The sequence below is a fragment of the Vibrio sp. KUL78 genome, assembly GCF_059725505.1.
Genome location: NZ_AP045838.1, coordinates 313,067 through 328,433, shown reverse-complemented (window position 1 = coordinate 328,433; position 15,367 = coordinate 313,067). Strand labels below are relative to the sequence as shown.

The window sequence follows — 15,367 nt, the reverse complement described above, 5'->3', positions numbered from 1 at the left end:
ATCAAGTTAACGCACCTGTAATTGTATGACTAATAGAGTAGCTTTCTAATGAACTATTGGAATGAGCCTCTTAACCCATAGTTATCGATGATAAGAGGCTAGCAAGGTGTGGGTTGCAAAGGGCTATATCTGATTACTTGTTTCTATTTCCTCGATTCCACGCTCTTTACAGATTTCATCAATATCTTCTTTGTGTGGTGATTCAACACTGCTGCCATCTGGAAACCGAACATAATAAATCGTTCCAAAGTACTCACATTCATAAGAACCTCTCATGTACTCTCCTTGTTCACGCATAAAAAAAGGAGGCCGAAGCCTCCTTTATAATAGTTTGATACATTAAATGTGCTCAATAATGTTCAAGCAACTTTCTTTAGCGTCACCGAACAACATCGATGTATTCTCTTTAAAGAATAGTGGGTTTTGAACGCCCGCATAACCCGTATTCATTGAACGCTTAAACACGACAACGTTTTGTGCATTCCAAACTTCAAGCACTGGCATACCAGCGATTGGGCTGTTTGGATCTTCTAGTGCAGCTGGGTTAACTGTGTCGTTCGCACCGATTACTAGAACAGTATCTGTGTCACCAAAGTCATCATTTAACTCGTCCATTTCAAGCACGATGTCATAAGGTACTTTCGCTTCCGCTAGCAGTACGTTCATGTGACCCGGTAAGCGACCGGCAACTGGGTGGATACCAAATCGTACTTCAACACCTTGTGCGCGTAGCTTTTCAGTAATTTCATGTACTGGGTACTGAGCTTGGGCTACTGCCATACCGTATCCAGGTGTGATGATGACTGACTTGCTGTTTTTCAGCATCTCAGCAACTTCTTCTGCTGATGTCTCACGGTGTTCGCCCTGCTCTTCATCGCTAGAAATAACAACTTCTTGACCGAAGCCACCGGCGATAACACTAATAAACGAACGGTTCATTGCTTTACACATGATGTAAGACAGGATGGCACCTGAAGAACCAACCAACGCACCGGTTACGATTAGCAAGTCGTTTGACAACATGAAACCTGCCGCTGCTGCTGCCCAACCTGAGTATGAGTTCAGCATTGAAACCACAACCGGCATATCCGCACCACCAATTGATGCTACCAAGTGGTAACCAAATACAAGTGCGATCGCTGTCATCACTAATAGAGCGAACATGCTGCCGTCAGCTTTGACGAAGTAGATCATAAGTAGTGTTGAAACAACAACAGCAGCCAGATTCCACTTGTGTTTGTGAGGAATGTTAAGTGGCGACGATGAAATCACACCGCGAAGTTTACCAAAGGCAACAATAGAGCCGGTAAAGGTTACTGCACCGATGAATACACCAAGGAAAACTTCCACTAGGTGAATTACGTGATGAGCGTGAACTTCAGCAGCAGCCAGTGTTTCAACATTTGGAATGGCCGGTGGATCGATGTAGCTGTTGTAACCAACAAGCACTGCGGCTAAACCTACAAAGCTGTGAAGAATTGCAACCAGTTCTGGCATTTCAGTCATTTCTACTTTCTTAGCGTAGAAAATACCAATCGCAGCACCGATTACCATCGCAACAATAATCCATGCAAAACCCTGAGCATCAGGGCTGAAGATCGTCGCAATCAGCGCGATCGTCATACCGGCGATACCATAGTAGTTACCGTTACGAGCTGACTCTTGCTTAGAAAGTCCCGCCAAACTCATGATAAAAAATAGTGCAGCTACAATGTAAGCTGCTTGTACTAATCCTGCAGACATTGTGACTCCTTATTTATCTTTACGGAACATTTCAAGCATGCGCTTGGTGACGGTGAAACCACCGAATATGTTGATGCTGGCAATCAATACAGCGATGAAGGCTAAGAAGGAAACAACGCCATTGCCTTGTCCAATCTGTAATAGCGCACCAACAACAATAATGCCTGAGATAGCATTCGTTACTGACATTAGCGGTGTATGCAGCGCGTGTGTCACGTTCCATACAACGTAGTAACCAACCACACAAGCTAGTACAAATACCGTAAAGTGAGATAAGAATGCTGCAGGTGCTACAGATGCTACCCATCCAAATACACCGACTGCCGCAGCAAGACCTACAAGCTTTTTGACTGGAGAAGTTGGCTCTTCAACTTTCTCAGCTGGTTTTGGCGCTTCCGCTTTTGGTGCTTCTGGCTGTGCAGAAACTTGAATTGGTGGCGCTGGCCACGTAACCTCACCTTCTTTAACGACCGTTACACCACGAAGAACCACATCGTCAAAATTAATGTCGATGTTTCCGTCTTTTTCTTTGCAAAGTAGCTTAAGAAGGTTAACTAGGTTTGTTGCGTAAAGCTGAGAAGACTGTGTAGGTAGACGGCCAACCATATCGGTATAACCGATGATTTTCACGCCGTTTTCTGTCGTGATCACTTGATCTGCCACTGTATATTCACAGTTACCGCCATTGGCTGCAGCAAGGTCAACAATAACGCTGCCTGGCTTCATAGCGTCAACCATCTCTTTGGTGACAAGTTTAGGTGCTGGACGTCCCGGAATAAGGGCTGTTGTGATAATGATGTCGACGTCTTTAGCTTGTTCCATGTAGAGCTCTGCTGCCTTCTTATTGAAGTCATCAGACATCTCTTTTGCATAACCGTCGCCCGAACCCGAGTTTTCTTGGTAGTCAACTTCTAAGAAGTCAGCGCCCATCGATTCTACTTGTTCTTTAACTTCTGGACGCACGTCAAAAGCACGTACGATTGCACCCAGACTTCCTGCTGCACCGATCGCTGCTAGACCCGCAACACCAGCACCAGCAACAAATACTTTCGCAGGTGGAACTTTACCTGCTGCCGTAATTTGACCCGTGAAGAAACGGCCAAACTCGTGAGCTGCTTCCACTACCGCTCGATAGCCGGCAATGTTCGCCATTGAACTTAATGCATCTAATGCCTGTGCGCGAGAGATACGCGGTACCGCATCCATTGCCATTACATTGATGTTCTTACTAGAGAGCTTTTCCATTAACTCAGGGTTTTGTGCAGGCCACACAAAGCTCACTAAGCTAGCGCCCTCTTTCAGTGATTCGATTTCTTCATCGGTAGGAGCATTAACTTTCAGAACTAGGTCTGATTGCCATACTTCTTCAGAAGACTTAATCGTCGCTCCCGCAGCGACATAAGCTGCATCGTCAAAACTTGCAAGCAAACCTGCTTGCGATTCAATTGAGACATCAAATCCCAATTTCAAAAGCTGCTCAACCGATTTCGGCGTTGCAGCTACTCGCGTTTCACCCGCGAGTATTTCTTTTGGCACACCAATTTGCATAGCTATTCCTTAACTATTGGCAGAAGTATTGTTCTTTTTTAACCAACTGAGTTCGTAACATCAAGTGATTTGTAACCGAAATACATAATTTCATTACATATAACGGAAAGTAATGACTTTTATACAAACCAATCTAGTAAAAAAACCACACGAAAACCCCGAATTGGAGGTCATACCAGTGCAATAATACCGAGTCTCGGGAATTTTTCGTGTAAGTAGGTCATATTATGACAATTATTGCTGCAAACAGATGACCAACATCAATATAATCAATCAACTGAAACTGGTCTTTCCAGAACAAAAATGCATCATGATGATTACCAAAACTTATTAAAAAGCCCTTCATATCAATGAAGGGCCTTCTGATGCTATGCAATTTTGAAACAGATTAGAAAATTGACTCACCCATCTGATCAATGAACATCTGTGCTTTATTGAGCATCAGTTCGTTCGCGTCAGACTCAGAACCGAGTACATCAGAGCGAATAAATCGATGCTCTTTTAGTTCGCCATCTACTTCTTTGGTGATTCGACCAGCGATACGATATTGCCCATTTTCCGCAATAGCTTCTTGGTAGATAAGAAACCCTTTATATTCTACAGGCTCAACTTCTTTGGGTTGCGGTGCTTTGCCGCCTCCGAACAGTTTTGAAAAGAATCCCACAAGCTTTCCTTAACAAGCAGTAATATTAATGATTAATGTTGTCTATTTTCTAGTGGAGGGTCAACCCTAAAGTGTAAAAGTTAGCGGCACTTATAGGCAAAACTTGGTTCTATGGGACTCGTCTTGTCTACGGTCAGTGTTTTCTAAACATTTAACCTCTATTGAGATATTTATAAACTTTGCGGATTAGCATCGGCTTTTGAGTGCAAGAATGACAAAATACTTGGCAAAACATTAAATTACCGTATCCTAAAGAATCGAATTATAAACAACCTGAAGTACCTGAGTTCTTAGTTAATGGCGACCTCTTTTACCAGTTCCAATCTGTTTCGTCTTTTCATGCCTATGTTGATGATGATTGGTGTAATGGTCAGCGTAAATCACATCATTGACGCAACTAAAGCGAATTCAGGTTTTGTCACTAACCTACCTTATATATTGTTTGGAACCGCTGTCGCCCTCAGCCACACATTCAAACAATCTAGAATGGCGATGGTCGCTTTATCCATGCTTGTCGCCTACCTTGTTATACAGCTTCGATTACAAAGCCCCCTTAGCTCGGGGACGACATTACTTGAGCTTTCTTTGCTAAGCTTGCTGTTACCTGTGTCGTGCAGTTTGTCGTATTTGTTTTCAGATACCGGAGTCATTAGCAAAGGCATGGCTATCTTTGGTGCTATTCTGGTCAGTTTTATCGGATGGACCGCGCTCATCCTGTCTCATTTTGCAACTGGTGGCTTTTTAGGCTTCGACAACGATCTTTTGATGGCAGTACCTCAGATATCTCGACTGCCTCTTGTGCTAGTTCTTTATACACTGGCTATTATCGGTGCCACAGGTATTTTCTTGCTCAATTTCAACCGCCCAATTGATGCAGCTGTTTATGCATCCATTTTTATGGCCGGTGGGACGTTTATTTTCTTTCACATCCCATATATCTCAAGCACTCTGTTCTCACTAGCCGGTGTCCTAATAATTATCTACGTCATATCTGCAAGCCATCAAATGGCGTTTAATGACCGTCTGACTAATATTCCTGGTCGCCGTGCTTTAGAAATGGATATGAAGCACTTAGGTCGTAAGTTCACCATTGCGATGCTAGACGTTGACCACTTCAAATCGTTCAACGATACCTACGGGCACGATACTGGCGATGACGTACTCAAACTTGTTGCATCTCGTATGCTTAGTGTTGGCGGAAACGCTAAAGTCTATCGTTATGGTGGTGAAGAATTCACTGTATTGTTCAAGGGAAAAACCGCGAAAGACAGTAAGCCTTTCTTAGAGGAACTAAGAAAGGAGATTCAAAATTATGAAATGGTCATTCGTGACGAACTAAAACGCCCCAATGACCACAAACAGGGGGCCAAGAATCGCGGTTCTAACAGTAAACAATCTACAGTGAGCGTAACGGTGAGTATCGGTGCGGCAGACAGTAAAAATACTCGTAAGCCTGAAGACGTTCTCAAAAAGGCAGACAAGGCACTCTACTCCGCTAAAGAGAAAGGACGTAACCAAGTTCAATGCGCCCGCTAAAGCATCTTAACCTGATTGATTAGTCTTGGTTAAAGAACAGTACAATACTCCCACCCTTTAAGTCACTTCCGTAGTTTACGCTCAACCCAATGCCAACATTGTCGACAAATGGCACATGAAAAGGTGGTGTCATTAACCATCCGACCGTTCCTTCGTAGTAATGACTTGAGCCTAGGATGCCAAGTGTGTCTCCACCAATATCTACTCGACGTATACTTGTATACACGGTTTGGATTGATCGACCCCAATCAGTAACATCGTAAAACAGCTTCGCTTCATTTGACCAATACCAACCCTCTGGCGTACCGACGTCTCCCTCGTTTGCTTTACCCCAACCGTATCCAGAAAAATAATTAAACGTTGATTTCAATTTAACCAGACCCCAGCCTTTATCTTTGGAGTAGTTAAAGCCCATTTTGGTTGAATTGACGTTGCCCATGCGGATGTATTGACCAACTTTCCATCAATAAATCTTTGAAAGAGTTTGGAAAACGGTGATTGAAAGTCATAGTTGCTATGTAAGTATTGAAGATGAAGGCCGATGCCTGTCTCGAACGTCCAGTGTTCACTGAAGCTAATCTCCTGCTCATAGCCTGTGAACACCCCTAATACGTATTTACGATGACTATCGCCAATATCTAAGATTTGATCTTCGATGCGCAATGCAGAAAACCTAAGAGTCGCTCGTTGTTGAAACTGCTTGTTGTCGGATAAATCGAATGTCAGAGGCAGCGCCGAAACGCCGATATTCTTTCGTCTATCTAGGGCTTCTTGTGACCCAATTTCATCATTATCAATATTAAGTAAGTCATTAGGGTCAAAATCCTTGAAGCCAAAGGTTAATGCGTCGCTGTCCGTTAATATGATCGCCGCTGCAAAATCTTCTTCGAAGATATCTTTAAACTGTGGGTCAGCACGAGCCGTCAGATGAGTTAATGCGATAATAGATACAGTGACCGTTAAAAGTCTCAATGGACAAACCCCAATAACGATTGATGAACGCTAACAATAACAAAAGCGTTACTTTTTACAGTAACGCTTTGTATTAAGTGTAGAAAAACATTGAAAAAAGAGAAGCGTACAATGAAATAATTGTCGCGCTCTACATGGGCGTGATTCTAGAAGAGTCTATGAGGTGGTACTAACAATATCGTTTTCGAGTTGTGAAACGTAGCGATTTCGACCACTTCTCTTCGCTTGATAAAGCAGCTTATCAGCACTTTCGTACAATTCGCTTAATGACTCATTACCATTAGGAATGGTGCTGTACACACCAAGTGACAACGTCACCCTATCAGAAGTCTGGGAGAACTCATGAGGAATGTTTAGCGAGACGATGCCATCTTTTACCCTTGCTGCGTTCTCTTCAGCTTCGTGAACATCGCTTTTGCTTAGTAAGATAACGAACTCTTCACCACCGTATCGACCCACATACTCTCCAGAGCGAATAAACATAACGTCAAGAAACTGCGCAATGTTTATCAAACACTGATCGCCCTCGGTGTGGCCATAGTTATCGTTGTAGGCTTTAAAATGGTCTACATCCATAAGAATGACAGACAAGGGCATTTGGTGTCTTCCATGCCATTGAATCAGCTCTGTTAGTTTGTCGTCCATATAGCGACGATTAAACAATTTAGTTAGACCATCTTCGTTGGCTTGGTGTTGCAGTGCCCTATTAGCTTCTTCGAGCTGGGAGCTTGCCTGTTTTAACTCGCGACGCATTTGAGCGATTCGTTGCATCGCAATGAGTTTGGACTGCAAGACTATTTTGTTCACGGGTTTAACCAAGTAGTCATCACCACCTGCATCGATAGCTTTCGCAATCATTTCAGGTTCATCGTGGCTGCTTAAAAAGATGATTGGTATCCAGTCAGCTTTGTAACGCTGTCGAATTTCAGCTGCCACCTCAAACCCATCCATCTCTGGCATAGAAATGTCGAGTAAAACGAGTTCTGGGTCAAACGTGGGATACAAAGCAAGCGCCTCTCTACCGCTAGCCGCTACCTCTACCTCATGCCCAAGTTGTTTGAGGCGTATCTGTAACTGCATACGCTCCAACTGAGCATCATCTACGAGAAGAATTTTCATCGAAGATTCTATGGACATTATGAGCATCCTTGTCTTTGTATAACACCAACATATGGTTAATATAAACCACATATTAGGATAATATTCAAACAGTCCCACTAAAATTGCAGTAATAACAGTTTGTTTGCGCCCAAATCACAGTTTTGAGTGGGCATTCTGACTCGACTTGGATTATGATTGACGTTTGAAATGATGATCTCTGGATCATCGACAATCTTTACACAGAGAAAGCTGTATGTCTGAAACACAAAACACCGAAACCACTATCGTAGACCTAGAGACAGTCTCCGCTGAGCTTAAACAGGTAATCCTTTTTGATGAGGTACCAGAAGAACTGTACAACATGGTGGTATCTATCCACGAAGTGACTGAAGAAGTGGTTCGTGAAGCGTGGAACTCTCTGCCAGCAAGCGCGCAGAACATTCTTGATAATTTCGAGCAGTTTCATGCACTCATCTCTGTGAGTCAAGCATTCGCAGGCGTGAGCGCTTTAGAAGAGTTTACTACGATGGAACTACCATCAGATATGAGCGATGACGATAAAGAAGCATACAAAGCAGAGCTTCTTGATAAAGTTCTACAGAACTGCATTAAAGACATGGTTAAGCAGATTAAGAAAGCGCGCCGTGATGCTATCTTAAAGCGTGATTTCAAAGAAGTTTTTGTAAAATAATTCGTCTTAAAGATGCTAAAAGAGCCACTTTCTGTGGCTCTTTTTTTATAGGTGCGGTTCGAGTGCCACATCTTTTTGCGACACACTCACCCCTTTTATTTGTGCATACACTTTTTGTCCTTCCTTCAAGCTCAAGTCATCTATCGCCCACTGTGTAACCGTCGCAACTAGCTCACGCTCTTCATCTAGTGACAACACCACTTCCACGCTTTGCCTCGGCGTTCCCTTACCGCCCAGAGAAATTGATTTTACGACGCACGGAAGAATGTTTCGTATTGATGTTTTCTCCGCTCTGTTTAAAGAGATAGATACATCGCTGGCTCGGACCCGCAACCTAACATGTTCCCCAACATCAGCATTGGTATGTTGGACCCATAAATAATGCTCAGGCGTCAAGGCTACCTTGGTTAAACCATAGGTGTCGTTCTGTTCTAACACTGTCCCTTTGAATAGCGCGCTTTTATCTGAAAACGACTGCCATGATTGCATCAATTTACTTGCCCACACTCGTTCGATTATGTCGGACTCAACAACCTTACCGTCATCAATCACTACTAAGTGTTGAGCTAACCTGAGGATCTCGTTCTGGCTATGCGTAACATAGAGTATCGGTATATCCACCTGATTAGAAAGTGCTTCTAAAAAAGGCATTAGCTCTCTCTTTCTTGGTGTGTCTAAAGATGCGAGAGGTTCATCCATAAGAAGTATGTTCGGCTTGCTTAGTAAAGCTCGTCCAATGGCTACTCGTTGCTTTTCACCACCAGATAAATGACTTGGATAACGATCGAGAAGCGCCTCAATAGCGAGTAGTTTTATGATTTCGTTGAAGTAATCCTCATCCCTTTTAGTGACGCCGTAACATAAGTTTCGCTCGACCGTCATATGTGGAAAGAGTCTAGCGTCTTGGAATACGTAGCCGATCTTGCGTTTTTCGATGGGCACATTGATGTTGTGTTGAGAATCGAATAACGGCTCGTGATTAATTGCGATATAGCCTGCATCAGGTTCGACCAACCCACTGACTAAGTTGATAAGCGTCGTTTTCCCCGCACCAGAGCGACCGAAAATGGCAGTAATACCTTTAGCCGGTAATGATGTTTTAAGGTGAAAAGACTGAGACTCGAACTCCTTCTTAACATCGATGCTAATTATGCTCATTTCACCACTCCTAAACGACGCCCCATCCAGCGATTAAGCGAATCAGAGAAATAGAGGGACGCCAATGAAATAGCAATTGAAATGACACATAAACGAAACGCAGCAGATTCTGCCCCTGGGGTTTCGAGAAAACTATACATTGCCAAAGGAATAGTCTGCGTCTCTCCTGGAATATTAGAAACAAAGCTAATGGTTGCTCCAAATTCACCCAAGCTTCTAGCAAACGACAGCATGGTACCGCTAATTATGCCAGGGATGATCAAGGGCAAGGTAATAGTCCAAAATACTTTTTGGGGAGAAGCGCCTAACGTTCGTGCGGCTTGTTCTAGTTTGTAATCTACATTTTCCATAGATAACCGAATAGAACGTACCATGAGTGGTAACGCGACAATAATGCAAGCCAGTACCGCGCCTCGCCAGCTAAAGCTAAAACTCATACCCGTATACTGATAAATAAACTGCCCAATGAACCCTTGTCGACCCATAGAAATAAGCAACAAATACCCTACCACGACGGGAGGTAAAACCAGCGGTAAATGGACAACGCTGTCTAAAAGGCTCTTACCAACAAAATCCTTTTTACTCAACAACCACGCCAAAAACACACCGATTGGTATTAACCATATTATCGCAACTGACGCGACTTTCAGGCTCAAAAAGATCGCTTCTACTTCGTATTCTGTCAACATATTAGCGGGTTAACGTCCCTTCAGTGATAAATCCATAATGTCTCAATATAGCCTGTCCTTTTTTCCGAACGCATAAATTGCGCGAACAGAATAGACTCTTGAGAGCCATTCAAATTCGCCATTGGGTAATCAATCGAGTCATGACTTGAAGCTGGAAACACCGCAAGTATAGTGACGCCGTCACTCGCTAGTACATCAGAACGATATACCACACCCAGCGGCGCCTCTTGTCTATCCACGAGCGCCAATACCTGCCTTACGTTATTCACAGGTGCCAGTTGTTTTCTTACATCACTCCAAATCCCTAAAGATTCTAGCGCCTGTTTTGTATAGATCCCGACGGGAACGGCATCTGTTTGCCCGATTGCAAGCCTGTTATCTTTCAACAACGACCTCCACTGCGCAGATGAAGATAAATCAAAGGAGTCCGCCTCGAGTTGTTCATGCTTTAATTGCTTACTGGTAATAAGGGCTAACTCATTATGGGCGACAACATGTACGTTTGAAGCTTCAAACGCCCCCTTTGTCTGTAAGTAATCCATCCAACGAGTATTGGCTGAGATGAATATGTCTGCAGGTGCTCCTGTCAGAATTTGTCGCGCTAAAGAAGACGATCCTGCAAACACAGTTCTTATCTTAATATTTTCTTGGTTCTCAAATTCTTCTGCTATCTCATTAACCGCATTCGTCATTGAGCTGGCAGCAAATACAGTCAATGTCTTAGCCAGTGAACTATGTGACAGTGTAACCAATATGACTAATAGTAAATGACGCATAGATACTCTACTCTGCTCTAGCCGCTTCAGTTAGATCTGGCCAAAGCAGATCCAGTTTCAAATGTTCTTCAATCGAGTCAGCAATGCGATCAATCGCATTCTCTTTTTCATCGTTAATGGCGAAACTTTCTACGTTAGCGCCATTCACCCACTGCGAGATAACGCTGACGACGTCAGGCAAGTCAAAGAAACCATGAACATACGTTCCTAGAACTTGATTGTCTTCGCTGATTGCACCATCTTTAACGCCATTAGAGAAAGTCACCGGTTGAACTCCCGAGACTTTTGATTGACCCGCGTGTATCTCATACCCCTCGATCTCAACAGTTCGTTCACCAAGGTTCAAGCAGCCTTTCACATTCGTTAATTGCTTCTCAGCTTCGAGTTGAGTAGTTAAGTTCAGTAGCTTTAAGCCTTCACTTCGACCAGGCTTTCCTTCAATACCATGCAAATCAGCAATCTCATCACCCAACATTTGGTATCCACCACAGATACCGACAACCTTACCTCCGAATCGAAGGTGGCGAGCAATATCTTTGTCCCAGCCCTGTTCACGTAAATAGGCGAGGTCATCTCGCACAGATTTTGTGCCAGGCAGTATGATCAGATCTGCCGAGTCTAAACGCTCGCCTTTACCCACATAGCGAAAGTCGATATCAGGATGTAGACGAAGTGCATCAAAATCCGTGTGGTTACTGATCCTCGTAAGCACCGGAACAGCAACGCTCAATTTGGTGTGGGACTTTTCGTCATGGGAAGCATCGATCGCATCCTCAGCCTCGATGTTTAACCCATGTAGGTATGGGATGACGCCAATGACTGGCTTGCCTGTCTTTTCTTCTAGCCAATCCAAGCCAGGCTCTAATAATGATATATCGCCGCGAAAACGGTTAATAACAAAGCCAATTACACGCGCCTGCTCTGACTCAGATAATAGAGCTAAAGTGCCGTAGAGGTGCGCGAAAACACCGCCACGATCGATGTCTGCTACGATGATCACCGGAACGTCTGCTTCTTCTGCAAACCCCATGTTTGCAATGTCATTTTCTCTGAGGTTAATCTCCGCTGGACTCCCAGCGCCCTCAATCACAATTGAGTCAAATTCTTTGCAGAGTTTATCAAATGAGTCCATTACAAACGGCATTGCCATACGTTTATAGTCATGAAAACCGACGGCATCCATATTCGCATACGCTTTACCTTGAATGATAATTTGCGCACCAGTGTCTGAATTAGGCTTAATGAGCACAGGATTCATATGAACGGTTGGATTCACGTTGGCTGCTTGAGCTTGCACTGCTTGCGCGCGCCCTATCTCTCCGCCGTCAGATGTTACTGCACTGTTTAACGCCATATTCTGACTCTTAAAAGGGGCAACGTTTATCCCTTTACGAGCCAAGACACGGCATAACCCTGCCACTAAGACACTTTTACCTGCATCTGATGTGGTTCCCTGAACCATTAGGGCTTGTGAAGTACGACGCATATTGACCTGTTTTTATTGGTAAGACTCTATGAACAGTTTACCTTGTTTGACTTAGCTGACCAACGGTTTGCTTTGAATTCTAAGTACTTATAACGCTTTGTAGAGCTTGATCAGGCTCTAATTATGGTGACAATATCTCGATATAATCAAAATGGTCTGTATTTTGCAGTACTTTTTTTTATATACTGATTTAATTAAATATTCGAGTTTATATCGAACACTTTTTATCATGGAGTTCTCATGCTAGGTAAAGCAAGTCGTGCTGCACTTTTAACATTAGCAGTCGCCGCCCCTGCGCTGGTTCAAGCAAATAATTTTAACTATAACTCTTTTGAGGTTCGCTTGGGTGCTAACCCTGGTACTATGGGCACTGAGTTTACGACCTTTTTTACAGAAAACACCCATTTTATTGCTCGTGCAGACAGTCGATTTGAAGGCGACTGGGATATCGCGGGTGGTATTGGGTTTAACGGTCCTATCGGTCAGTTTGCAGACGTATATGGTCAACTATTGGTCCACAACGTTAAAACAAAAGACGACGAAAAATTCGACAGCGAGTTTATGTCGGAATTCAATATTGGTTCACGCGTTTGGCTTCTTCAAAATATTGAAGGTGTTGGGCAAGTAGGTATGCTTAACCGTCGAGACGACACCGTGTTTATCTGGAGTGTTGGTGCTCGATTCCATTCTACTGAGGCACTCTCTTTAGGTGCTGACCTTAAAGACGGTGGTATTTACGGACCTCAAGTTCAAATGTCTGTAGAGTTTGGTTTCTAACCAAAAAGTTGAGTTTGTTGTAAACAAATATAGCGTTATAAGATAGCATTAAAAAAGGGTTTTCCTATTATGGAAAACCCTTTTTTAGTATCAAGTAGAAATCTAAGGCTTCGGTTGTACGTATTTACGGCTTACGTCGACAATCGCAACATCTCTGAAGAAGCTTCGACCCAGTAGCACTGGATATTTTAGATGCGTTCTATCCGCTAACGTAAACTCTGTTTTGCTGGTCATGTCGCCAATTTTGATCACTGAAACAATCACAGGACGCTTGTCACTTTCTTCTGAGCTAGATTGTTTAACTTTAACCCAACGCTCAACAGGCAATGACACTTCTTTCGATTCCACACCGTCATGCTTCATCTTAAACTTAACCCAGTCTTTCCCATCACGCTCAAAAGGTACGATGTCTACCGCACTGAGTGAAGATGTTGTTGCACCTGTATCGATACGTGCCTTAGTCGATACTTTGATGTCTACCAGGCTTACATACTCCTGCTCACCAAGAATGAGTTTGCCATCGTCACTTTTTACAGGTGCTGGTTTGGCTACTGGTTGCTCAGGCTTTTTCTCAACGACAGGCTCTTCGGGCTTAGGTTCTGGCTTTGTCTCCGTCACCTTTTCATCTGGTTTTGCCTCTGACTCTACGGCCTCTGGAGCTGTTTCAGTATCAGGAGTCTCAGGAGTGACCTCCGTTGAAGGTTGCTCTACCACTGGCGTCGTCGCCGTTTCCGTTGGTGTTGTCGAACATGCGACCAAACCACCTGACAGCATCAGGGGCAAAATTACTTTCCAAGGTTTCATTCATTCACCTTTATTATTGTTAGCTCGTTGCGTGTGTATCTTTATTTTTGACTTACTGCTGCTAGTGCATCAGCAACATATGGCAATTGAGACTCAGACAGACCCGCAATATTAATACGACCATCATCAACACCATAAATGCCAAAATCGTTGCGTAGGCGTTGCATTTGTTCTGCTGTAAATCCTAGCACAGTAAACATGCCTTTGTGAGACATGATGAAGTCAAATTCATCCGTTGCATGTGAATTTTTCAATGCTTTGCAAAGACCATCACGAAGCGACACAAGTCTCTGTTGCATCTCAGAAAGTTCTGTCGTCCACATATTCGTCAGATACTCATCCGCTAAGATAGTTTTTACTAATGCAGCACCGTGGTCAGGTGGCATGGTATAGGTCGCTCGCGCGAGGGTAAGCAGTTTGCCTTTGGCGTTGTTTGCTTCTGCTGAATTCTTACCAATTACGATTGCTGCACCTGTACGCTCTCGATAAAGACCAAAGTTCTTAGAACAAGATGTCGTCAGCAACATTTCCTCGACGTTTTCAGCCATGTGACGCAGACCTAAGGCGTCTTGGTCAAGACCATCACCAAAACCTTGATAAGCAACATCTACAAACGGAACAAAACCATTTTTCACGCTAAGTTCTGTGATCGCTTTCCAGTCATCCAATGAAATGTCAGCACCCGTTGGGTTATGACAGCAGCCATGCAGTAAAACGACATCGCCCTGACCTGCTTGACTTAGATCCGTCAGCATTGCATCGCGGTCTACTTGTTTTGTCGCTGTATTGAAGTAGCGGTAGAACTTAACGGTGAGACCTGCGGCCTCCATGACAGGCTTGTGGTTTACGTAACTTGGGTTTGACAACCAAACCGTGGTACCTGGCGCTGCCACGTTCATTAGGTCGCCCAACATACGAAGACCACCACTTGCACCTGGCGTTTGAATCACTGACATACGGTCGTAGATCGGCGTTTCACCGAAAACAACCTTGGCAATGCTTTGGTTGAACTCTTCGCATCCAGCAAGACCCACGTAGGCCTTGGTTTGCTGTTGCGCGGTGACGATACGCTGAGCTTCAGCTATCGCCTTCATAATAGGAGTTTGACCGTCGCTATTTCTGTATACACCGATACCTAAATCAACTTTGTCGGTACGGGGATCATTTCGGTAAGCAACGGAAAGAGAAAGAATTGGATCGAGCGCTGGCTCGGGTAACTGAGAGAACATGAAAGTCACAACCCTTTGAAATTCAAGCAATGGGCTTCACGTTATCATTAGATTAAAAATATTGAAATAGTTTTGTTATAAGTGGGCGATATTCATTCTGTAAAGCGCACTGTAAACCAGATTATCTATATGAGCCTTGAAACCTAGTAAGATTGCTGTTCAGCGATTAATAGGTTCAACACAACAAAAAAGG

14 protein-coding genes and 1 pseudogene are annotated in these 15,367 nt (G+C 43.7%); 3 read left to right on the top strand and 12 right to left on the bottom strand.

Annotated features, from left to right (window positions below; all coding sequences use genetic code 11):
- Positions 1–123 precede the first annotated feature (123 nt).
- The 4 genes from AC6I8Y_RS18130 to AC6I8Y_RS18115 all read right to left on the bottom strand — a co-directional run bounded on the left by AC6I8Y_RS18130 (position 124) and on the right by AC6I8Y_RS18115 (position 3,955).
- On the bottom strand, positions 124–276 hold the full coding sequence (locus AC6I8Y_RS18130) for a hypothetical protein (RefSeq protein ID WP_498022532.1): 153 nt from the start codon (positions 274–276) through the stop codon (positions 124–126).
- 63 nt (positions 277–339) lie between these two features.
- Positions 340–1,743, bottom strand: a complete 1,404-nt coding sequence (gene pntB, locus AC6I8Y_RS18125; RefSeq protein ID WP_234496765.1) for a Re/Si-specific NAD(P)(+) transhydrogenase subunit beta — start codon at positions 1,741–1,743, stop codon at positions 340–342.
- A gap of 9 nt (positions 1,744–1,752) precedes the next feature.
- Entirely contained in the window at positions 1,753–3,291 is a 1,539-nt protein-coding gene (locus AC6I8Y_RS18120; protein ID WP_498022530.1) for a Re/Si-specific NAD(P)(+) transhydrogenase subunit alpha, read from the bottom strand.
- A gap of 388 nt (positions 3,292–3,679) precedes the next feature.
- On the bottom strand, positions 3,680–3,955 hold the full coding sequence (locus AC6I8Y_RS18115) for an HlyU family transcriptional regulator (protein WP_234496768.1): 276 nt from the start codon (positions 3,953–3,955) through the stop codon (positions 3,680–3,682).
- Positions 3,956–4,252: 297 nt separating this feature from the next.
- Here AC6I8Y_RS18115 and AC6I8Y_RS18110 point away from each other — a divergent pair, with 297 nt between their 5' ends.
- Positions 4,253–5,491 (top strand): GGDEF domain-containing protein, encoded by a 1,239-nt coding sequence (locus AC6I8Y_RS18110; RefSeq protein WP_394151053.1) that lies wholly within the window; start codon positions 4,253–4,255, stop codon positions 5,489–5,491.
- A 19-nt stretch (positions 5,492–5,510) separates the two neighbouring features.
- Here AC6I8Y_RS18110 and AC6I8Y_RS18105 read toward each other — a convergent pair.
- Positions 5,511–6,463: pseudogene (locus AC6I8Y_RS18105) on the bottom strand (Solitary outer membrane autotransporter beta-barrel domain).
- 156 nt (positions 6,464–6,619) lie between these two features.
- Positions 6,620–7,582 (bottom strand): GGDEF domain-containing protein, encoded by a 963-nt coding sequence (locus AC6I8Y_RS18100; protein ID WP_128648724.1) that lies wholly within the window; start codon positions 7,580–7,582, stop codon positions 6,620–6,622.
- Between the two features lie 235 nt (positions 7,583–7,817).
- On the opposite strand from AC6I8Y_RS18100, the gene AC6I8Y_RS18095 reads away from it, so the two are divergent.
- Positions 7,818–8,255 carry a DUF3069 domain-containing protein gene (locus tag AC6I8Y_RS18095; RefSeq protein ID WP_498022527.1) on the top strand — a complete coding sequence of 146 codons (438 nt, stop codon included), beginning with the start codon at positions 7,818–7,820 and terminating at the stop codon, positions 8,253–8,255.
- 45 nt (positions 8,256–8,300) lie between these two features.
- Here AC6I8Y_RS18095 and modC read toward each other — a convergent pair whose 3' ends face one another.
- Genes modC through AC6I8Y_RS18075 form a run of 4 tightly spaced genes read right to left on the bottom strand, consistent with a single transcriptional unit; the run spans position 8,301 to position 12,364 of the window.
- Entirely contained in the window at positions 8,301–9,413 is a 1,113-nt protein-coding gene (gene modC, locus AC6I8Y_RS18090; RefSeq protein ID WP_394151051.1) for a molybdenum ABC transporter ATP-binding protein ModC, read from the bottom strand.
- Complete coding sequence (modB, locus tag AC6I8Y_RS18085) at positions 9,410–10,102, bottom strand: molybdate ABC transporter permease subunit (protein ID WP_394151050.1); 693 nt, start codon at positions 10,100–10,102, stop codon at positions 9,410–9,412. The genes modC and modB overlap by 4 nt, the downstream gene beginning before the upstream one ends.
- A gap of 20 nt (positions 10,103–10,122) precedes the next feature.
- Complete coding sequence (modA, locus tag AC6I8Y_RS18080) at positions 10,123–10,878, bottom strand: molybdate ABC transporter substrate-binding protein (RefSeq protein WP_498022525.1); 756 nt, start codon at positions 10,876–10,878, stop codon at positions 10,123–10,125.
- A gap of 7 nt (positions 10,879–10,885) precedes the next feature.
- Positions 10,886–12,364: a cobyric acid synthase gene (locus AC6I8Y_RS18075; protein ID WP_394151048.1), complete on the bottom strand. Its 1,479-nt coding sequence runs from the start codon at positions 12,362–12,364 to the stop codon at positions 10,886–10,888.
- 240 nt (positions 12,365–12,604) lie between these two features.
- On the opposite strand from AC6I8Y_RS18075, the gene AC6I8Y_RS18070 reads away from it, so the two are divergent.
- Positions 12,605–13,141, top strand: a complete 537-nt coding sequence (locus AC6I8Y_RS18070; protein ID WP_234496775.1) for a hypothetical protein — start codon at positions 12,605–12,607, stop codon at positions 13,139–13,141.
- Positions 13,142–13,243: 102 nt separating this feature from the next.
- Here AC6I8Y_RS18070 and AC6I8Y_RS18065 read toward each other — a convergent pair whose 3' ends face one another.
- Positions 13,244–13,945 carry an ATP-dependent zinc protease family protein gene (locus tag AC6I8Y_RS18065; protein ID WP_498022523.1) on the bottom strand — a complete coding sequence of 234 codons (702 nt, stop codon included), beginning with the start codon at positions 13,943–13,945 and terminating at the stop codon, positions 13,244–13,246.
- A 41-nt stretch (positions 13,946–13,986) separates the two neighbouring features.
- Positions 13,987–15,174, bottom strand: coding sequence for an amino acid aminotransferase (locus AC6I8Y_RS18060; RefSeq protein WP_498022522.1), 1,188 nt, complete (start codon positions 15,172–15,174; stop codon positions 13,987–13,989).
- Positions 15,175–15,367 lie beyond the last annotated feature (193 nt).

Bases quoted from the DNA above. Each gene is read 5' to 3' on its own strand.
- modB (WP_394151050.1), bottom strand. From the start codon at position 10,102: ATGTTGACAGAATACGAAGTAGAAGCGATCTTTTTGAGCCTGAAAGTC.
- AC6I8Y_RS18120 (WP_498022530.1), bottom strand. From the start codon at position 3,291: ATGCAAATTGGTGTGCCAAAAGAAATACTCGCGGGTGAAACGCGAGTA.
- AC6I8Y_RS18095 (WP_498022527.1), top strand. From the start codon at position 7,818: ATGTCTGAAACACAAAACACCGAAACCACTATCGTAGACCTAGAGACA.
- pntB (WP_234496765.1), bottom strand. From the start codon at position 1,743: ATGTCTGCAGGATTAGTACAAGCAGCTTACATTGTAGCTGCACTATTT.
- AC6I8Y_RS18065 (WP_498022523.1), bottom strand. From the start codon at position 13,945: ATGAAACCTTGGAAAGTAATTTTGCCCCTGATGCTGTCAGGTGGTTTG.
- AC6I8Y_RS18100 (WP_128648724.1), bottom strand. From the start codon at position 7,582: ATGAAAATTCTTCTCGTAGATGATGCTCAGTTGGAGCGTATGCAGTTA.
- modC (WP_394151051.1), bottom strand. From the start codon at position 9,413: ATGAGCATAATTAGCATCGATGTTAAGAAGGAGTTCGAGTCTCAGTCT.
- AC6I8Y_RS18075 (WP_394151048.1), bottom strand. From the start codon at position 12,364: ATGCGTCGTACTTCACAAGCCCTAATGGTTCAGGGAACCACATCAGAT.
- AC6I8Y_RS18070 (WP_234496775.1), top strand. From the start codon at position 12,605: ATGCTAGGTAAAGCAAGTCGTGCTGCACTTTTAACATTAGCAGTCGCC.
- AC6I8Y_RS18110 (WP_394151053.1), top strand. From the start codon at position 4,253: ATGGCGACCTCTTTTACCAGTTCCAATCTGTTTCGTCTTTTCATGCCT.
- AC6I8Y_RS18130 (WP_498022532.1), bottom strand. From the start codon at position 276: ATGAGAGGTTCTTATGAATGTGAGTACTTTGGAACGATTTATTATGTT.
- modA (WP_498022525.1), bottom strand. From the start codon at position 10,878: ATGCGTCATTTACTATTAGTCATATTGGTTACACTGTCACATAGTTCA.
- AC6I8Y_RS18060 (WP_498022522.1), bottom strand. From the start codon at position 15,174: ATGTTCTCTCAGTTACCCGAGCCAGCGCTCGATCCAATTCTTTCTCTT.